Here is a 17,587-nt window from a genome sequence, read left to right on the forward strand (position 1 = left end):
TGGGTCGAGAACCAGAAGAGCTGAACCAGAGGATCGCCATTCTAACGTGTCAGGTCGCCTAGTGGCAGCGTCGGCGGTGTGACCGTGCACAGTGGCGCTCATGGTTTGGGGCACATCCGATCTCAGGGGTGATGTGAATTGGATGAATCAATATTGACCTATATCATTACAGAGTGCAATATGTCCTCGCAAAAACATTGCCTGTACAGCCTGTGAGGATTAGCCAATGCCTGAGTCAAAGGGTCGAACCGTTTCCGCCAACGGCATCGAGTACCGTGTCAGCGACATTCGTGGGGTCGTGACTGACCTGGGCGGTGATTACGACAAGCTCCCCTACAGCTTGCGAGTCCTCGCCGAGAACGTTTTGCGCGGTGAGAAGTATCCGGAAGTTGCTCTGAAAGTGATCTGCGCCCGTTCCAAAGAATTCGACATTCCGTTTCGCCCCGCCCGCGTTGTGTTGCAGGATTTGCTCGGTACGCCAGCACTTGTAGACTTGGCTGGGTTGAGAGATGCAGTTGCGGAAAAAGGTGGAAATCCTCGGTTCGTTAACCCAGTTACTCCTACTCACCTTGTCGTTGACCATTCGCTTAACGTAGAGCGCTGGGGTGACGCAACTGCGCTTGCCGACAACGAGCAAATCGAACGCGAACGCAACGCGGAGCGCTTCCAGTTTCTGGATTGGTGTAATAAGGCATTCAGCAATCTTTCGATCATTCCGTCAGGCAAAGGCATCCTTCACCAGATCAACCTTGAGCGCCTGACTACCGTGGTCGGGACTCAGCGACGTGGTGATGAGATTTGGGCTTTCCCGGATACCCTGGTGGGCACTGATAGCCACACCACGATGATCAACGCCATTGGTGTGTTGGGCTGGGGTGTCGGCGGTATCGAAGCTGAGGCGGCGATGCTAGGTAAATCACTAATGCTCCGCCTGCCAGAAATCGTCGGTGTTCGTTTGGAGGGCACACTACCTCAAGGCTACTTGGCGACCGACATCGCACTGGCGTTGACTGAGCTGCTTCGTAAGGCCGGTGTGATTGGCTCCTTCTTAGAGTTCTTCGGCCCTGGTGTTCCGCAACTGTCTCTGGCCGACAGAGGAACCTTGTCCAACATGGCTCCAGAATTTGGTGCCACTGCGGCGATGTTTGCTATTAACGACCGCACACTTCACTACCTGCGCATGACTGGTCGCGGCGGCCAGATTTCTGGCCTGACTGAAGCCTATGCTCGTGCGCAAGGGCTGTGGCATGACAGCTTGGCAGGCGCGGAATACAACCGAGTGGTAACGCTCGATCTTGGGGCGGTTGCACGCTCCATCGCCGGGCCTAAGCAACCGCACCAACGTATTGTATTAGGACAAAAGACGCCTGCTACCAACCTTCCAACCACGTTGGATAACGGTTCGATCGTCCTCGCCGCCATCACTAGCTGCACGAACACTTCCAATCCACGTGGCGTAATCGCTGCGGGGCTGGTTGCTCGGAACGCCCGCGAGCGGGGTTTGAAACGAGCGCCCTGGGTTAAAACTTCCTTTGCGCCTGGCTCCAGGGTGGTTACTGACTATCTGGAACGCTCAGGTTTAAATGAAGACCTGGACGCCTTGGGTTTCAACCTCGTCGGATACGGCTGCACGACCTGTAACGGTATGTCGGGCCCGCTGCTGAGCACTGAAATCGAAGACGAGATCCGGACTCGCAAGCTGGATACTGTCGCGGCCACTTCTGGTAACCGTAACTTTGAAGGTCGTGTCCACCCGTTGGCTCGCGAAGTCTTCATCATGTCGCCACCGTTGATTGTTGCCTACGCCATCGCGGGCACCTATCTGATTGACCCTGAAAAGGACGCTTTGGGCCTTGATGACAATGGCGTACCGGTTTACCTGCATGAACTGTGGCCAAGCGACGAAGAACTCACTCGCATCGAAGCAGACAACCTCACTGCTGACCTTTTCGACAAGGCATACGAAGACGTTCCGCGCGAAGCAGGACTAATTGCCAGCGATCTGCGTGCGGGTGTGAGTGACCAGTATGCATGGCAGGCCGACAGCACCTATATCCGTAAACCTCCCTACTGGAGTGATGCGGTGACCGCCACAGATATCAGCAAAGACCTGAGCAACATGCGTGTATTGGTCATGCTCTCGGACAACATCACGACCGATCATATTTCTCCGTCCGGGGCAATCTTGCCTGAAAGCGATGCAGGTCAGTACCTTCAGTCAAAAGGTATTGCAGTGCCTGATTTCAATTCGTACGGCACTCGTCGTGGTAACCATGAAGCTGCTCAGCGCGCAACATTTGCGAGTCCACGCCTGAAAAACGAACTGTTGGAAGATGGCCGTGAAGGCCCTTGGACATTGCTGCTCCCTGAGAAAGAGATCACCACGATTTTCCAAGCAGCAGAACTTTATGCGGAACGTAAACAGTCGCTAATTGTTGTTGCCGGCAAGGAATACGGCAGTGGTTCTTCGCGTGACTGGGCTGCCAAGGGCCCTCGACTGTTGGGTGTGCGGGTAGTCGTGGCCGAAAGCTTTGAACGTATTCACCGTACCAACCTTGCGGGGCTGGGCATCCTGCCATTGCAGTTCGAAGAAGGCGTTTCCCGCCAAAGCTTGGGGCTCAACGGACGCGAAACATTCAGCGTTGAAGGCATCACTGAAGAGTTCAAGCCGGGGGAGAAAATTACTCTGGTGATTGAGCGTGAGAATGCTGAGAAGGAACGGGTAACCGTGATGAGCCGCCTGGATACCTTTGAGGATGTTCGTTACTTCCGCAGTGGAGGGCTTCTGCCACAGCTGCTTATCGAGAGCATGAAGAATGCCTCCGTTAACTGATGCAACGCCATCCTCTGTAGGAGAAATGAAATGACTCAAAGACGTATTCCCGCCGTATACATGCGCGGTGGCTCGAGTAAAGGTGTCTTCTTCCTCGATGAGAGCCTACCTGCCGCGGGCGCTGAGCGAGACGCAATTCTGCTTCGTGTTATCGGAAGCCCAGATGTGTACGGCAAACAGATCGATGGCATGGGCGGTGCGACCTCCAGCACGAGCAAGGTGGTGATCATTGGGAAGTCCACTCGTGACGATTGCGATGTGGACTACCTCTTTGGTGCACCCGCAATCGAAACACCTGTAATCGACTGGTCTGGCAATTGTGGAAACCTGAGCTCGGCTGTTGGCCCCTACGCGATCTCTGAAGGTTTGGTGGACGCACCTCGCGACGGTATAGCTGTTGTTCGTATCTGGCAGGCGAACATTCAAAAACGCATCATTGCCCACGTGCCTATGCGCGATGGCGAGGTTCAAGAAGAAGGTGACTTCGTGCTCGATGGCGTCGCTTTCCCAGCAGCTGAGATCGTCGTTGAGTTCATGGAGCCAGGTGGTTCCGATGGAAGCATTCTTCCGACCGGGAACGCAGTGGATCAGGTAGATATTCCAGGTATCGGGAAGTTGTCGGTAACTCTGCTCAATGCGGGTAACCCTACGATCTTCATTGATGCACTGGCAATAGGTCTCAAGGGCACTGAAACGCAGGATCAGGTCAATGGGGACACGGCTCTTCTTACCCGTCTTGAGTCAATTCGTGCTCATTGCACGGTGGCAATGGGATTGGCGGATAGCGCTGAAGAGGCAACTCGTCTTCGCCCGCACACGCCCAAGCTCTGCTTTGTCGCCCAACCGCAAGCTTACCAGGCTGCAGGTGGCAAGCAGGTGCAGCCGCATGACATCGACGTGATTGCCCGAATCATGTCCATGGGCAAGTTACACCATGCCATTACTGGAACCGGCGCAGTTGCTGTAGCGGTAGCGGCGGCACTGGATGGCACGTTGGTTAATCACGTCGTTGGCGACATCGGTGATCGCCAGGTACGCATGGGACACACCGCAGGTAGCGTGGCTGTCGGAGCGAAGACTGTCCTGAAGGGTGGTGCCTGGATCGTAGAAAAGGCCGTGATGAGTCGCAGCGCCCGTCGTTTGATGGAAGGCTGGGTACGTATCCCCGAAGTGCTCTGACTCCGCCAGTGCTCCTGCCGGTTCAATCCCGGCAGCACACTCAAACTGAATAATAAAAACAATGAGATAAGCATCATGAGCTCATCCGAGATTCCGCGTCATTCAATGAATCGCCGTCGATTCGTACAACTGTCAGCCATAACGGCAGGTGGGATCGTGGCCGCAAGTTACAACATTCCTGCGAGCGCAGCGTCTACAAGCGGTGAAAACAAAATGGCCAATAACAAGACTGTTCAGGCACCTCGGTTTGCATACGTCGGCTCACGTACCACCAGAGAGCGAAATGCACGCGGTGATGGCATCACTGTCTATCGCTACGAACCTGAAACCGGGGCATGCACTCTGGTTCAGACCCTAAACGATTTGGTTAACCCATCCTTTTTGACCTTCAATCATCCTCAAACTCACCTCTATTGTGTGCATGGTGATCTAAGTGAGGTCAGCTCCTTTGCCATCGATGCCAAGACTGGAGAACTGAGTAAGCTCAATACCGTCAGCACCCAGGGTAAAAACCCAGTCCATTTAAGCGTCGATCCGACGAATAATTTTCTGGCCGTTGCCAACTATGCGGCTGGGAGCTTTGCTTTATTCCCAATTCAGGACGACGGCAGCCTAGGGTCGTCGTCTATTCCTGAATTGCTGCCAGGTGAAGCTGGCCCTCATAGAGTCGAGCAAAGCGGTTCGCATCCCCATATGATTCCCTTTGATCCGTCGGGCCGTTTCCTTGTGATTCCCGATAAGGGACTGGACGGGGTGTTTGTTTACCGCGTCCAAAATAACAACGCGAAACTCACTGCTACCCAGGTCAGCATGGTCAAATCGAGAGAAGGTTCCGGCCCTCGCCATATCGTGTTCGCCCCTGGCGGCAAATATGCGTACGTGGTCAATGAGCTCGATAGTACTGTCACTGGCTTTGCCTATGAGGCAGAGCAAGGTGTACTAACCGCACAGGAGATTTTGCCTACATTACCTTCCAACTTCACTGGAAACAGTCGTGCCGCAGCCATCGCCATGGCGCCATCTGGAAAATACCTCTACGTGTCGAATCGCGGGCACGATAGCGTTGCCACCTTTTCGATTGAGGAGAACGGCGGCTTTTCGATTAAGGGCCACACGCCATCGTTGGGACGTAAGCCGCGCTTTATGAACCTCACACCCGATGGCTCACGCCTCTTAGTTGCTAACGAGGAAAGCGACAACATCATCTCCTTCGATGTCGATCGAGCAACGGGCGGGCTGACCGCTAATGGGCAATCGATAAAGACAGGCAGTCCAGTCTGCATGATTTTCAAAACGACTTGATGGCTGGTTTTGCATAGCCTGGAGCGAAGACCTTGATTTTCTTCGCTCTCCAATTCTTGGAGTTGCCGTATCTGAAGTTGATTGGAACCGCGCTTCTCCTGTGGATCGGAATCAAGCTTCTGGTGCCTGAAAGCGAGGGTTCGCACGACAACCTGGTTGCGGTGGTCGGCGCATCCAATGGAAAGCTGGAACTGGTGATATTCGGCATCGTAATCAGCATTCCGATCATCATTTGGGGGAGCAAGTTGGTGCTTCATTTCACGGATCACTTCCCAGTCGTTATCACCTTCGGCGCGGGGCTGCTCGGATGGATTGCCGACAGCATGGCAATCACGGATATAACTTTGCCCGTCACGCCTTCTTGGTCGAGCGATGCCGCTGGAGCTGTTGGCGTGTTGTTGGTGTTGGTGTTGGTGTTGGTCGTTGGGAAAGTTATCGCTAGCCGCCAGGAAATAAACTGCTTCGACGTACCTGAGTCTGAAAGGGGCGAAAGACCGTGATGAATGACGTTGCCGTTGCACGCAGTGATCTGGCCCCGACAGGCCAGATGAGGGTTGCCATTAATTTAGGTAACCCAGTCCTGGCCCAGCGAGAGGAGGCTACTGGTGACCTTAAAGGTGTATCGGTAGCACTGGCTAACAAACTGGCGCAGGAACTAGAAGTCTCCATTCAGCTCATCCCTTACGATGCTGCCGGAAAGGTTTTTGCTGCATTGGAAAATGAGCTTTGGGACCTGGCATTCCTGGCTATCGAACCTGTGCGTGCGGAAAAAATCGCCTTTTCGACTCATTACGTGAGCATAGATGGCACATACATCGTCAGTAAGGAAAGCTCAGTTCACAGCGCATCTGAGCTTGACGTCTTCGGCTGCAGAATTGCGGTTGGACGTGGTGCTGCCTATGACCTTTACCTGAGCAGAACACTTCAACACGCCGAACTCATCAGAGCACCCACTTCCGCTGAAGCCGTGGATGTCTTCCTGGAGCAAAGCTTGGATGCCGCTGCGGGCGTTCGCCAGCCTTTGGAGCGAATTGCGAGATCAAATCCAGAGCTAAAGGTGCTTTTGGATAATTTCACTGAGATCCGCCAAGCAATGGCCGTTCCTAAAGCAAGGAGTAAAGCAGCTGAATACGTACAGGCTTTCATAAGTCGTCAGCTGTCGAATGGTTTCGTGGCCAAGGCGTTGGCTGATAGCGGACAACAGGATGCACGTGTCGCCACACAAAGTGCAGTGCGCTCGGTGAAGAGCTAAAAACTGGGCTATTTGAAATTATGGAGCAGGAATAATTATTGCTGAGCCATGATTTTGGGCTTGTTTGGTGGCTTGGAATCGCGACACATCCGTGTATATTGAATTCAAAATACAAAAAGCACTGGAGGTTCCGATGACTGACTCAATTGATCGCACCCTGCAAGTCCCTTTCACTGGTCCAACCTTGCTCGGCACGCCGTTACTCAACAAGGGCACGGCATTCAGCCAGCAAGAGCGGCAGTCCCTGCACCTGACAGGATTGCTACCCGAGCAAGTGGAGACCATCGAGCAGCAGGCTGACCGGGCGTATCAGCAATTCAGGGCATGTGGCAGCGAGTTGGACAAGCACATCCTGTTGCGCTCCATTCAGGACTTCAACGAGACGTTGTTCTATCGGTTGGTTGACGATCATCTCGATGAAATGCTGCCGATCATCTACACACCCACGGTCGGTAAGGCGTGTCAGGAGTTTTCGCGCATTTATCGCAGCCATCGTGGGCTGTTTATTGGTATCGGCGATCAGGCGCGCATTGACGAAATTCTCGCCAACGTCACCAAGGACAATGTGAAAGTCATCGTCGTCAGTGACTGTGAGCGCATCCTGGGGCTCGGTGATCAGGGCGTCGGCGGCATGGGCATCCCCATCGGCAAGCTGTCGCTGTATACCGCGTGTGGCGGCATCAGTCCGGCCTATACCCTGCCGGTGGTGCTAGATGTCGGCACCAACAATCCGGCGTTGCTGGAGGACCCACTGTATTTCGGTCGTCGCCAGCAGCGTGTCCGTGGGGCCGAGTACGATCAATTCCTGCAAGCGTTTGTAGAGGGCGTCCAGCGCCGCTGGCCGGGTGTCATCCTGCAATTCGAAGACTTCGCGTTGAGCAATGCAATGCCGTTATTGGCTCGCTACCGCGACCAGTTGTGTTGCTTCAACGATGACATCCAGGGCACCGCTGCGGTGACCGTAGGTACATTGCTGGCGGCGTGCAAGACCAAAGGGCAGCGTCTCTCGGAGCAAACGATCGCGTTTGTCGGTGCAGGCTCTGCCGGATGCGGCATCGCCGAGCAAATTATCGCCGCCATGCAACTGGAAGGTCTAAGTGAGTCCCAGGCGCGCGGCCAGGTCTATCTGCTGAACAGCAAAGGCTTGCTGACTGATCGTCAGCCTGATCTCTACGATTTCCAGCAACGTCTGGCTCATTCCAGCGAATCGCTTGCGCAGTGGCAGTTCAGTGGAGACTGGCCGTCGCTGCATGAGGTGGTGAGTAACGCCAAACCTACGGTGTTGATTGGCGTGTCGGGCAAGTCCGGTCTGTTTACCCAGCAGATTATCCAGACCCTGCACGCCCATTGTCCGCAACCGATCATCATGCCGTTGTCCAACCCGACCTCGCAGATCGAGGCGCACCCCAAGGACATTTTGCAATGGACCCAAGGGCAAGCACTGGTGGCTACAGGCAGTCCTTTCCTTCCGGTTGAGCTGTTCGGCAAGGTGTTCCCCATTGCTCAGTGCAACAACTCCTACATCTTCCCCGGTATCGGCCTGGGGGCGATTGCCAGCAAGGCGACACGCATCACTGACGGCATGCTCATGGCGTCTGCCCAGGCGCTGGCCGAGAGCGCCGGGGCAGGGCAGATGCTGCCGCCGTTGCGCGATGTCCAGGCGGTGAGCAAGCGCATTGCGTTCGCGGTCGGCTTGGCCGCGCAGCGAGACAACGTTGCTGCGCCGCAATCCGAGGAGGCACTGCAGGCCGCCATCGAGCAACACTTCTGGCAACCGGTTTACCGACAGTACGCGCGTCGTCCGGTTTAAAGGATCGTGCAAAAAATCCCGCCAATTCGGCGGGATTTTTTATCTGTAAAACGACTCAGCGCTTGGGCTCGCGAATAGAAAAGTTCGCCATGTGTTCCAGACCTTTGATCAATGCCGAATGATCCCAGTGGCTACCGCCCAGCGCGGCACAGGTGCTGAGCACCTGTTGCGCATTGGCAGTGTTGGGCAGGTTGAGGTTCAACTGACGAGCGCCCTCAAGTGCGAGGTTCAGATCCTTCTGGTGCAGACCGATGCGGAAGCCAGGGTCGAATGTGCCCTTGATCATGCGTTCGCCATGCACTTCAAGAATCTTCGACGAAGCGAACCCGCCCATGAGCGCTTCGCGAACCTTGGCGGGATCGGCACCGTTACGGGCAGCAAACAACAAGGCTTCGGCCACCGCCTGGATGTTCAGGGCGACGATAATCTGATTGGCCACTTTTGCGGTCTGACCGTCGCCGTTGCCTCCGACCAGCGTGATGTTCTTGCCCATGCTTTGGAGCAGGGGCAGGGCGCGATCGAATACCTCCTGATCACCGCCCACCATGACGCTCAGGGTGCCAGCCTTGGCACCGACTTCGCCGCCCGATACCGGGGCATCCAGATAACGCGCGCCAGTGGCGACGATTTTTTCCGCGAAAGCTTTGGTCGCCGAGGGTGAAATCGAGCTCATGTCGATGACCACTTTGTTGGGCCCCATCCCTTCGGCGACGCCGTTTTCGCCGAAGAGTACCACCTCCACATAGGGCGTATCCGGAACCATCACGATGATGAACTCTGCTGCCCGAGCCACTTCCCGCGGGTTCGTCACCACCTCGGCGCCAGCGTCAGTGAGGGCTTTGGGGGGAGGGCTGTGGTGGCTCGAAAGGAACAGCTGATGGCCGGCCTTGATCAGGTTTTGCGCCATGGGGAGGCCCATGATGCCCGTGCCGATAAATCCGATAGTCGCCATGTTCGATGCCTTTTGGTCAGATAAGGTTGTGGGTTTTCAGCCAGCCCAGGCCGGCTTCGGTGGTGGTCAACGGTTTGTATTCGCAGCCAATCCAGCCGTCGTAGCCGATGCGCGTGAGGTGCTCGAACAGGAAGCGGTAGTTGATCTCACCCGTTCCAGGTTCATGGCGGCCAGGGTTATCCGCCAGCTGCACATGGTTGATCACCGACAGTCGCTCTTCCAGGGTTCGTGCCAGGTCGCCTTCCATGATTTGCATGTGGTAGATGTCGTATTGCAGGAACAGATTGGCACTGCCGACCTGTTGGTGAATGTCCAGCGCCTGTGCCGTTGTGGTCAGGAAAAAACCGGGGATGTCACGGGTGTTGATCATCTCCATGACCAGGCGAATGCCCACCGCGTCGAGTTTTGCGCTGGCGTATTTCAGGTTGTCGACGAAGGTCTGCCGCACCGCTGCGGGGTCAACGCCGGTGGGGGCAATACCGGCCAGGCAGTTGATCTGGGTGTTGCCCAAGACCTTGGCATACTCGATGGCCAGATCGACGCCCGCCTTGAATTCCTCGACTCTGTCCGGATGGCAGGCAATTCCGCGTTCGCCTTTGCCCCAGTCGCCAGGCGGCAGGTTGAACAGCACCTGGGTGAGACCATGTTCATCCAGCTGCGCTTTGATTTCGGCGGACCCGAACTCGTAGGGGAACAGGTATTCCACACCGCTGAAACCCGCGGAGGCGGCCGCAGCAAAACGCTGCAGGAAGGGTTGCTCGGTGAACAGCATCGACAGATTGGCGCATAGGCGGGTCATGAATTTTCTCCGGTACGAACGTTGATCAGCGCATTGGATTGATGGACGTAGGCGCATCGGCAGCGCATTCGGCCAGCGGCTCGAATTCGTTGATGGCGTTGATTTCGGTGCCCATGGCGATATTGGTGACGCGTTCCAGAATGACCTCGACCACCACCGGAACCCGGTGTTGAGCCATAAGCGCGCGGGCTTCGGCGAAGGCGGCTTGCAGGTGCGCCGGATCAGTCACGCGCAAGGCCTTGCAGCCCAGCCCTTCGGCGACCGCAATATGGTCGACGCCGTAGCCTTCAAGTTCCGGGGCGTTGATGTTGTCGAACGCCAGTTGCACGCAGTAATCCATATCAAAGCCACGTTGGGCCTGGCGGATAAGGCCCAGGTAGGCGTTGTTCACCACCACGTGGATGTAGGGCAGCTTGAACTGCGCGCCCACCGCGAGTTCTTCGATCATGAACTGGAAATCGTAATCGCCGGACAGCGCAACCACTTGCCGCTGTGGATCGGCCTTTACCACGCCCAGCGCTGCCGGAATCGTCCAGCCCAGCGGCCCGGCCTGACCACAATTGATCCAGTGCCGAGGTTTGTAGACGTGCAGAAACTGCGCCCCGGCAATCTGCGACAGGCCGATGGTGCTGATGTAGCAGGTGTCCTGACCGAAGAAGCGATTCATCTCTTCGTACACCCGTTGTGGCTTGATCGGCATGTTGTCGAAGTGCGTCTTGCGTTGCAGGCGGCTCTTGCGTTGCTGGCAACTGCTCAACCAGGCAGCGAAGTTCTTCAGGCGACCTGCCGTATGCCATTCACGGGCGACCTCCAGCAGCATCTGCAACGCGCTGCCGGCATCCGACACGATGCCCAGTTCCGGCATCAGCACGCGGCCGATCTGGGTGGGCTCGATGTCGATGTGGATGAACCGACGCCCCTCTGTGTACACGGGGATTGAACCGGTATGACGGTTGGCCCAGCGATTGCCGATACCGATCACCGCGTCCGATTCAAGCATCGTCGCGTTGCCATAGCGATGGGACGTTTGCAGGCCGACCATGCCCGCCATTTGGGGGTGGTCATCGGGAATACAGCCCCAGCCCATCAGTGTCGGAATCACTGGAATGCCGGTCAGTTCGGCGAACTCCACCAGCAAGGCCGAGGCATCGGCGTTGATGATGCCGCCGCCCGCGACGATCAGGGGGCGATCCGCCTGGTTGAGCAAGGCCATGGCTTTTTCGGCCTGCTGGCGGCTGGCCTTCGGCTTGACCACGGGCAGCGGTTCATAGGCGTCGATGTCGAACTCGATCTCGGCCATTTGCACGTCGAACGGCAAGTCGATCAGGACCGGGCCCGGACGATCACTGCGCATGATCTGGAAAGCTTTTTGGAACACGTAGGGGACTTGGCCGGGTTCCATCACCGTGGTCGCCCACTTGCACACCGGAGCGGCGATAGTCGAAATGTCCACGGCCTGGAAGTCTTCCTTGTGCAGCCGGGCACGCGGCGCCTGGCCGGTAATGCACAGGATCGGAATCGAATCGGCAGACGCCGAATACAGCCCGGTAATCATGTCGGTGCCGGCCGGGCCCGAGGTACCGATGCACACACCGATATTCCCGGCCACGGCGCGGGTGTAGCCCTCGGCCATGTGCGAAGCGCCTTCCACGTGCCGGGCCAGCACGTGATCGATACCGCCCAGCGCTTTCAGCGCGGCATACAGCGGATTGATGGCCGCGCCGGGGATGCCGAAGGCGGTATTGATGCCTTCGCGGCGCATCACCAGAACGGCGGCTTCGATAGCTTTCATGAGGGGCATGGGGACTCTCCGTGATTCGATATTTTTTGTACACCCCAAGCATCCATTTGCTAGCCTGCTTTGTGAATTGTCACTTTTATCGTTTCTGTCGGTATCAGGAGTATCGAATGGATCGTTACGCGGAACTGCGCAGCTATGCCCTCATCGCCTCGCGGGGCAGCTTTGCCGCTGCGGCCTTGGCCGATGGCGTGACGCCGGTGATCATGGGGCGGCGCCTGACCGCACTGGAGCAACGGCTGGGGGTCAAGCTGATTCATCGATCCACCCGCGGTTTGACCCTCACCGAATTGGGTGAGGCCTATCTGGAGCAGGCCAAGGTCCTGCTGCAGTCGTTCGATGAGATTGACGCCAGCATCAGTGAGAACCGCAGCGCGGTGCGCGGTCACTTGATGATCACCGCGCCGGCCGGGTATGGCCGCCGGCATGTCGCCCCGCATGCGCCGGAGTTTCAGGCGCGATTTCCGGACCTCAAGGTTTCGCTCGATCTGACTGACAACGTCATTGATCTGGTGCGCGCGGGCTATGACATGAGCATTCGCATCGGTGAAGTGCTCGACCCCAATTATGTGGCGATTACCCTGGCCGCCAACCGTCGTGTGGTCTGTGGCGCACCGAGCTATTTCGCGACCCATGGCACGCCGCAAACCCTGGATGATCTTGCTCGGCATAACTGCCTGGCCTTCAGCCTGCAGGGCGGACAGCACCGTGGCTGGACCTTTCAAAAGGACGGCAGGCAGGTTGCCGTCAAAGTCGCCGGCAACCTCTACTGCAATGACGGCGAGCTGCTGTTTGACTGGGCCAAACGCGGACTCGGTATCTGCTGGCGCTCGGTCTGGGAAATCCAGAGCGAGCTGCTGAGCGGCGAACTCACCACGGTGCTCGATGAGTTCGCCTTGCCCAGCTACGACATCCAGGGCGTGTACCCTCAGCAGCATTACCTGCCAGCCAAGGTGCGATTCTTCATCGCCTTCCTTAAAGAGGTCTATAGCCGCCCCGGGTATTGGCTAGATCAATGACAGCGACAAGGCGGGCAGGCCCTGGATCTGTCCTTTGACTTCGCCAGGGCTATCAGCGAAGAACATGCCGGTGAAGGAGCCTGTGGTGATCACGAAATCCTGGGGCAAGGTCAAGCCGTGGCGGGTGTGGTGGTTGACCAGCCATGGCAGCAGTCGTCGCGGATCGCCCGCCGGGTTGGCGATGGCCGAGGGCACGATGCTCTTGCCGTTGAGCGTCAATTCCAGCTCGGGATGCACGAACGGGAAACTTTCTTCGTAAGGCACGAATTCGCCCACTATCAAGGCGCCGTGATTAAGCAGATCGGCCAACTGGGCGAGGGGTTCGATACGAGGCCAGGCGGCATAGCGACTGGAAACGATTTCGATGGTTGCGGCCATTTCACCCATGCCGGCCATTACCTCGTCGTCGCTGTACGGCTGATCACGAGGGCTGAACGCACGGTTGAAACGAAAGGCGATCTCCAATTCCAGACCCACCGGTGGGAACGCGGCGCGATCGATCTGGCTGCCGGACGAAAGCAGGCAGTCGCGCGGCAGAGGTGAGCCCTGGATCGGACCGGTATGGGATTTCGAACCAATCTTCCAACCGCCGGGCTCGACGCCGCGCAGGTGCAAAATCGCTTGCTGAGTCAGGTAGGCGGCAGCCGGATCGGCAGGGTATACATCGTTATCGAGCTCACCCAATGGGGTGCGCTCACGTTGTGCGTCGACGATCAGTTGCGCCAGGCGCGCAGGGTTGGATGCAGTGTTCAAGGTGTCGCTCCATTGTTCATGACCCCACCCGCGGGCGGGGGTAACTACAGGTTATTTACCCACGACAGGCACGGCCGCTGCACCCGGTGCCAGCGGATCAGACGGTGTCGCATACTCGAATTTGTTCTGCGGCTTCATGCGGTAGGAGAGAATTACCCCAATCGCCAGCAGGATAATGCTGACCAGGAACGGCAGCTGCCAATTGCCGAATTTGTCGATCAGAAATCCGGCCGCCACGGGGCTCACAATAGCCGCCATGGCCGAACCGGTGTTCATCATGCCGCTGGCGGTGCCGCAATGGTCAGGCGCGATGTCCATCGGGATAGCCCACATCGGGCCGATGGTCATTTCGGAGAAGAAGAAGCCGATGGCCAGGCACGCCAGGGAAATGTGTATATCCTTGGTAAACATCAGCGGTACCAGCGACAGTAGCGTCAGCCCCAGGCAGACCGCGACCATCAGGCTGCGTGCCTTGTTCAGATTACCGGTACGCGTATAAATGCGATCACTGACAATGCCGCCCAGGGTATCGCCAATGACGCCGCCGAAGAACACCGTGGAGGAGAAGATAGCGGTGCCCTTGAGATCAAGGCCCATGTTCATGAAGTACATCGGCACCCAGCTCAGCAGCAACCATAACGTCCATCCGTAGCAAAAATAGACGATCGTCACCGGTGCCATGCGTTTGAACAGTCGGCCCCAGGCCAGTGGCTGATTGCTCTTGGCCTTGAGTGGCGGCAAGACGTCCAGCTCTTGTTGCGAAATGCGCGGATGATCCTTCGGCTGTTCGGTAAAGACCAAGGCCCAGAGTGCCACCCAGACAAAGCTGATACCCGCGCAGACGTAGAACGATTCCCGCCAGCCGTAAGTCGCCATGACCGCGATCATCGCCGCCGGGGCCAATGCGTTACCCAGACGCGCGAAGGCATGGGTGATGCCTTGGGCGAATCCGCGTTTCTCCTTGGGTACCCAGCGCGACATTGCGGCGGTGGCGGCAGGGAAGGTGGCGCCTTCACCGAGACCGAGCAGCACCCGTGCGATGAGCAGTGAGACAAAGCCGCCCGCGAGCCCCGTCAGCACGGTGGCGCAGGCCCAGATCAGCCCGCAGACCACCAGTGTTCGTTTGGCGCCGAATCGGTCGCTGACCCAGCCGCCGATGATCTGGAAAACCAGGTAGGGGTACGCAAACGCAGAGAAAACGATGCCAATTTCTGTCTTGCTCAGGTTGAAATCCTTACCAAAGCCAACCGCTGCCGTACTGACATTGACGCGGTCCAGGTAAGTAATGAAATACATGGCGCAGAGCATTAACAACACCACCGTGGTGGGGCGCAGACGTAAAAACTTCATGTTCTATCTCCAGTTTCTTATTGTTATCGCTGACAACGCGATGAGTCGGGATAGTTAGTCGCATCAAGGAGCTGCGATGGAGGTCGCAGCTCCTTTCACATCATTCGCGCCGCAGCGGCACAGACTGCGCCCCCAGGTAGTCCATTGCCGCCAGCACACCGCTGGACTGCAGTTTGACGCCGGCCATTTGCAGGCCCATCTCGCAGCCGGTCAGGGTTGCCATTAACATCAGATCATTGCAGTCACCCAGGTGACCGATACGGAACATCCGGCCTTTCATTTTGCCCAGCCCCGTTCCCAGGGACATGTCGAAGCGTTCGTAGATGGTTTTACGCACGCTATCGGCATCGATGCCTTCTGGCGTCATCACGCCGGTCAGCACCGGGCTGTACACGGCCGGATCGGCACACTGAATTTCCAGGCCCCAGGCGTTCACTGCCGTGCGGCAGGCATGGGCCAGACGATTGTGGCGGGCAAAGACATTCTCCAGCCCCTCGCCGAGGATCATGTCCAGGGCCTCGGACAATCCATACAGCAGATTGGTGTTTGGGGTATACGGCCAATAACCGGTCTTGTTCATCTCGACAATGTCATCCCAGGCCCAGAAACTGCGGGGCAGGCCGGCCGTTTTACTGGCCTCCAGGGCTTTGGGCGACAAGGCGTTGAAGCTGATGCCCGGCGGCAGCATCAGGCCTTTCTGCGAACCGGAAACGGTGACATCCACGCCCCATTCATCGTGACGATAATCGGCCGAGGCGAGACCGGAAATGGTATCGACCAGCAACAGTGCGGGATGTCCGGCAGCGTCGATGGCCTTGCGTACGGCGGCGATATCAGACGTCACACCGGTACTGGTTTCGTTATGCACGACGCACACCGCCTTGATGCGGTGATCGCTGTCGGCACGCAGATGCTCTTCGATCATGTGTGCGTCGACACCACCACGCCAACCCTCGACTCCCGGCCGGCCGATGAACTGCGGCTTGAGGCCCAGGCTGAGCGCCATCTTCTGCCACAGCGTGGCGAAATGACCGGTTTCGAACATCAGCACTTCGTCGCCTGCACTCAACGTATTGCAGAGCGCTGCTTCCCAGGCACCGGTACCCGAGGCGGGGTAGATAACGACAGGGTGGCGGGTCTTGAAAATCTGTTTGATGCCGTCCAACACCTTGAGCCCCAACTCGCCGAATTCAGGGCCGCGGTGGTCAATAGTGGGGTAGCTCATGGCGCGCAGGATGCGATCCGGAACCGGGCTCGGCCCAGGAATTTGCAGGAAGTGACGGCCGGCGGGATGGAAATCAAGCTTCAGCATGGGTGACTCCTTCTTTTTGTATTTTGAATGCAAAATACGTTAGCACGTCGCCATACTGTGTCAAACCTCATATTTGCGCTAATATTCCCCATTAATCATTACGTTTTTGAATAAGGCATCGCTTTTAAAGGATGCAGTTGAGGATTTTGAATGCAAAATTTTGAAGGGGCCGGCGAGCTCGGTAGTCCCCGGTTGATGCCCAAGGTCGAGCGTCAACGGCTGCACGACACTGTCGTGGAACACCTGCGCAGCTTTATTACCGAAGGTGTTTTGGCACCGGGCAAGAAACTCAACGAGCGCGAACTGTGCGAAACCTTGGGCATCTCCCGTACGCCTTTGCGCGAGGCGTTGAAGGTGTTAGCGGTTGAGGGCTTGATCGAGATCAACCCCAACCGCGGCGCCAGTGTTGCGCGCATGTCGGAGCTGGAAATTCGCGAGACCTTCGAGTTGATGAGCGGTATAGAAGCCTTCGCCGGCGAGCTGGCCTGCGAACGCATCACCGATCAGGAACTGGATGAGATCAAGGCGCTGCACTACGCCATGGTGGTCAGCAAGAACCAGAACGACCTGCCGGGCTACTACCAGCGTAACCGCGCCATCCACGATTTGATTAACCTGGCAGCACGTAACTCTGCATTGCGCCAAGTGTACTTAACCTTGAACCGGCGCATTCACGCGTTGCGATTTTTATCCAACCAGCAGGCACCCAAGTGGGAGCGGGCATTGCACGATCATGAAGAAATGATCGAGGCCTTGCAGGCGCGAGACGGCAAGCGGCTGAGCCATATTCTGCGTCACCACCTGTTGGAAAAACGCGACGCCATCATGTTGATGGTTCGCGACGACAACGAGCATCCGGATTCCATTCGACGGTAGTGAGCCGCACCATGACCCTTCGATCGCAGTAGATTGGATGCCTGGCATCGCAACCATCCTGGGCCGGTTCAAGACAAAACGACCTACCGCCGCTTTCTGCAATCGATCGGTTATTTGCCGCCTGTCCGGGCATCCGTCACCATCACCACGGCCACCGTGCACGCTATGCACTATCACCAGATCGACGTCGCAGCCGTTCAGACGCAGCTGGCGCAGGACCTGTCCGCCAGTGATTATTCTGAATTACAGGATGAGTTGCTGGTGATCCCCGTAGGTCAAGTCGGCGATTGCTCAGCCTAACGGATACACCGAGCCGCTGCTCCACCGGTTCAGGCAATTGCGAAAGGCGTAA

15 protein-coding genes are annotated in these 17,587 nt (G+C 57.1%); 9 read left to right on the forward strand and 6 right to left on the reverse strand.

Annotated features, from left to right (window positions below; all coding sequences use genetic code 11):
- The first annotated feature begins 226 nt into the window (after nt 1-226).
- The 6 genes from acnA (at nt 227) to ACF0H7_RS13580 (ending at nt 8,376) form a co-directional block, all read left to right on the forward strand.
- The gene (gene acnA, locus ACF0H7_RS13555; protein WP_397453250.1) at nt 227-2,833 is read left to right on the forward strand and encodes an aconitate hydratase AcnA; all 2,607 of its coding nucleotides are present in this window, start codon (nt 227-229) and stop codon (nt 2,831-2,833) included.
- Nucleotides 2,834-2,863: 30 nt separating this feature from the next.
- A complete protein-coding gene (prpF, locus tag ACF0H7_RS13560; RefSeq protein ID WP_397453251.1) occupies nt 2,864-4,012 on the forward strand; it encodes a 2-methylaconitate cis-trans isomerase PrpF in 1,149 nt (382 codons plus the stop codon).
- A 75-nt stretch (nt 4,013-4,087) separates the two neighbouring features.
- Nucleotides 4,088-5,314, forward strand: a complete 1,227-nt coding sequence (locus tag ACF0H7_RS13565) for a lactonase family protein (RefSeq protein WP_397453252.1) — start codon at nt 4,088-4,090, stop codon at nt 5,312-5,314.
- Nucleotides 5,315-5,346: 32 nt separating this feature from the next.
- Nucleotides 5,347-5,814, forward strand: coding sequence for a hypothetical protein (locus ACF0H7_RS13570; protein ID WP_397453253.1), 468 nt, complete (start codon nt 5,347-5,349; stop codon nt 5,812-5,814).
- Nucleotides 5,814-6,566, forward strand: coding sequence for a transporter substrate-binding domain-containing protein (locus ACF0H7_RS13575; RefSeq protein ID WP_397453888.1), 753 nt, complete (start codon nt 5,814-5,816; stop codon nt 6,564-6,566). Before ACF0H7_RS13570 ends, ACF0H7_RS13575 begins: the two co-directional genes overlap by 1 nt.
- Before the next feature lie 133 nt (nt 6,567-6,699).
- Nucleotides 6,700-8,376 (forward strand): NAD-dependent malic enzyme, encoded by a 1,677-nt coding sequence (locus ACF0H7_RS13580; protein WP_397453254.1) that lies wholly within the window; start codon nt 6,700-6,702, stop codon nt 8,374-8,376.
- Nucleotides 8,377-8,431: 55 nt separating this feature from the next.
- Here ACF0H7_RS13580 and ACF0H7_RS13585 read toward each other — a convergent pair whose 3' ends face one another.
- Genes ACF0H7_RS13585 through gcl form a run of 3 tightly spaced genes read right to left on the reverse strand, consistent with a single transcriptional unit; the run spans nt 8,432 to nt 11,928 of the window.
- Nucleotides 8,432-9,328 (reverse strand): 2-hydroxy-3-oxopropionate reductase, encoded by an 897-nt coding sequence (locus ACF0H7_RS13585; RefSeq protein ID WP_397453255.1) that lies wholly within the window; start codon nt 9,326-9,328, stop codon nt 8,432-8,434.
- Nucleotides 9,329-9,344: 16 nt separating this feature from the next.
- Nucleotides 9,345-10,127, reverse strand: a complete 783-nt coding sequence (gene hyi, locus ACF0H7_RS13590; protein WP_397453256.1) for a hydroxypyruvate isomerase — start codon at nt 10,125-10,127, stop codon at nt 9,345-9,347.
- A gap of 25 nt (nt 10,128-10,152) precedes the next feature.
- Entirely contained in the window at nt 10,153-11,928 is a 1,776-nt protein-coding gene (gene gcl, locus ACF0H7_RS13595) for a glyoxylate carboligase (RefSeq protein WP_397453257.1), read from the reverse strand.
- A 107-nt stretch (nt 11,929-12,035) separates the two neighbouring features.
- Between gcl and ACF0H7_RS13600 the strand changes: the two genes are divergently transcribed.
- Nucleotides 12,036-12,944 carry a LysR family transcriptional regulator gene (locus tag ACF0H7_RS13600; protein ID WP_397453258.1) on the forward strand — a complete coding sequence of 303 codons (909 nt, stop codon included), beginning with the start codon at nt 12,036-12,038 and terminating at the stop codon, nt 12,942-12,944.
- Here ACF0H7_RS13600 and ACF0H7_RS13605 read toward each other — a convergent pair.
- The 3 genes from ACF0H7_RS13605 to ACF0H7_RS13615 all read right to left on the reverse strand — a co-directional run bounded on the left by ACF0H7_RS13605 (nt 12,933) and on the right by ACF0H7_RS13615 (nt 16,359).
- Nucleotides 12,933-13,697: a 2-keto-4-pentenoate hydratase gene (locus ACF0H7_RS13605; RefSeq protein ID WP_397453259.1), complete on the reverse strand. Its 765-nt coding sequence runs from the start codon at nt 13,695-13,697 to the stop codon at nt 12,933-12,935. The genes ACF0H7_RS13600 and ACF0H7_RS13605 overlap by 12 nt on opposite strands.
- Nucleotides 13,698-13,748: 51 nt before the next feature.
- Nucleotides 13,749-15,047, reverse strand: coding sequence for an MFS transporter (locus ACF0H7_RS13610; protein ID WP_397453260.1), 1,299 nt, complete (start codon nt 15,045-15,047; stop codon nt 13,749-13,751).
- A gap of 100 nt (nt 15,048-15,147) precedes the next feature.
- Complete coding sequence (locus ACF0H7_RS13615) at nt 15,148-16,359, reverse strand: pyridoxal-phosphate-dependent aminotransferase family protein (protein WP_397453261.1); 1,212 nt, start codon at nt 16,357-16,359, stop codon at nt 15,148-15,150.
- Between the two features lie 150 nt (nt 16,360-16,509).
- Between ACF0H7_RS13615 and ACF0H7_RS13620 the strand changes: the two genes are divergently transcribed.
- On the forward strand, nt 16,510-17,235 hold the full coding sequence (locus ACF0H7_RS13620; RefSeq protein ID WP_397453262.1) for a GntR family transcriptional regulator: 726 nt from the start codon (nt 16,510-16,512) through the stop codon (nt 17,233-17,235).
- A gap of 33 nt (nt 17,236-17,268) precedes the next feature.
- Nucleotides 17,269-17,535 (forward strand): hypothetical protein, encoded by a 267-nt coding sequence (locus ACF0H7_RS13625; protein WP_397453263.1) that lies wholly within the window; start codon nt 17,269-17,271, stop codon nt 17,533-17,535.
- The last annotated feature ends 52 nt before the right edge of the window (nt 17,536-17,587 follow it).

The organism is Pseudomonas sp. NA-150, from assembly GCF_044336365.1.
In the GTDB taxonomy this organism is placed as follows: Bacteria; Pseudomonadota; Gammaproteobacteria; order Pseudomonadales; family Pseudomonadaceae; genus Aquipseudomonas.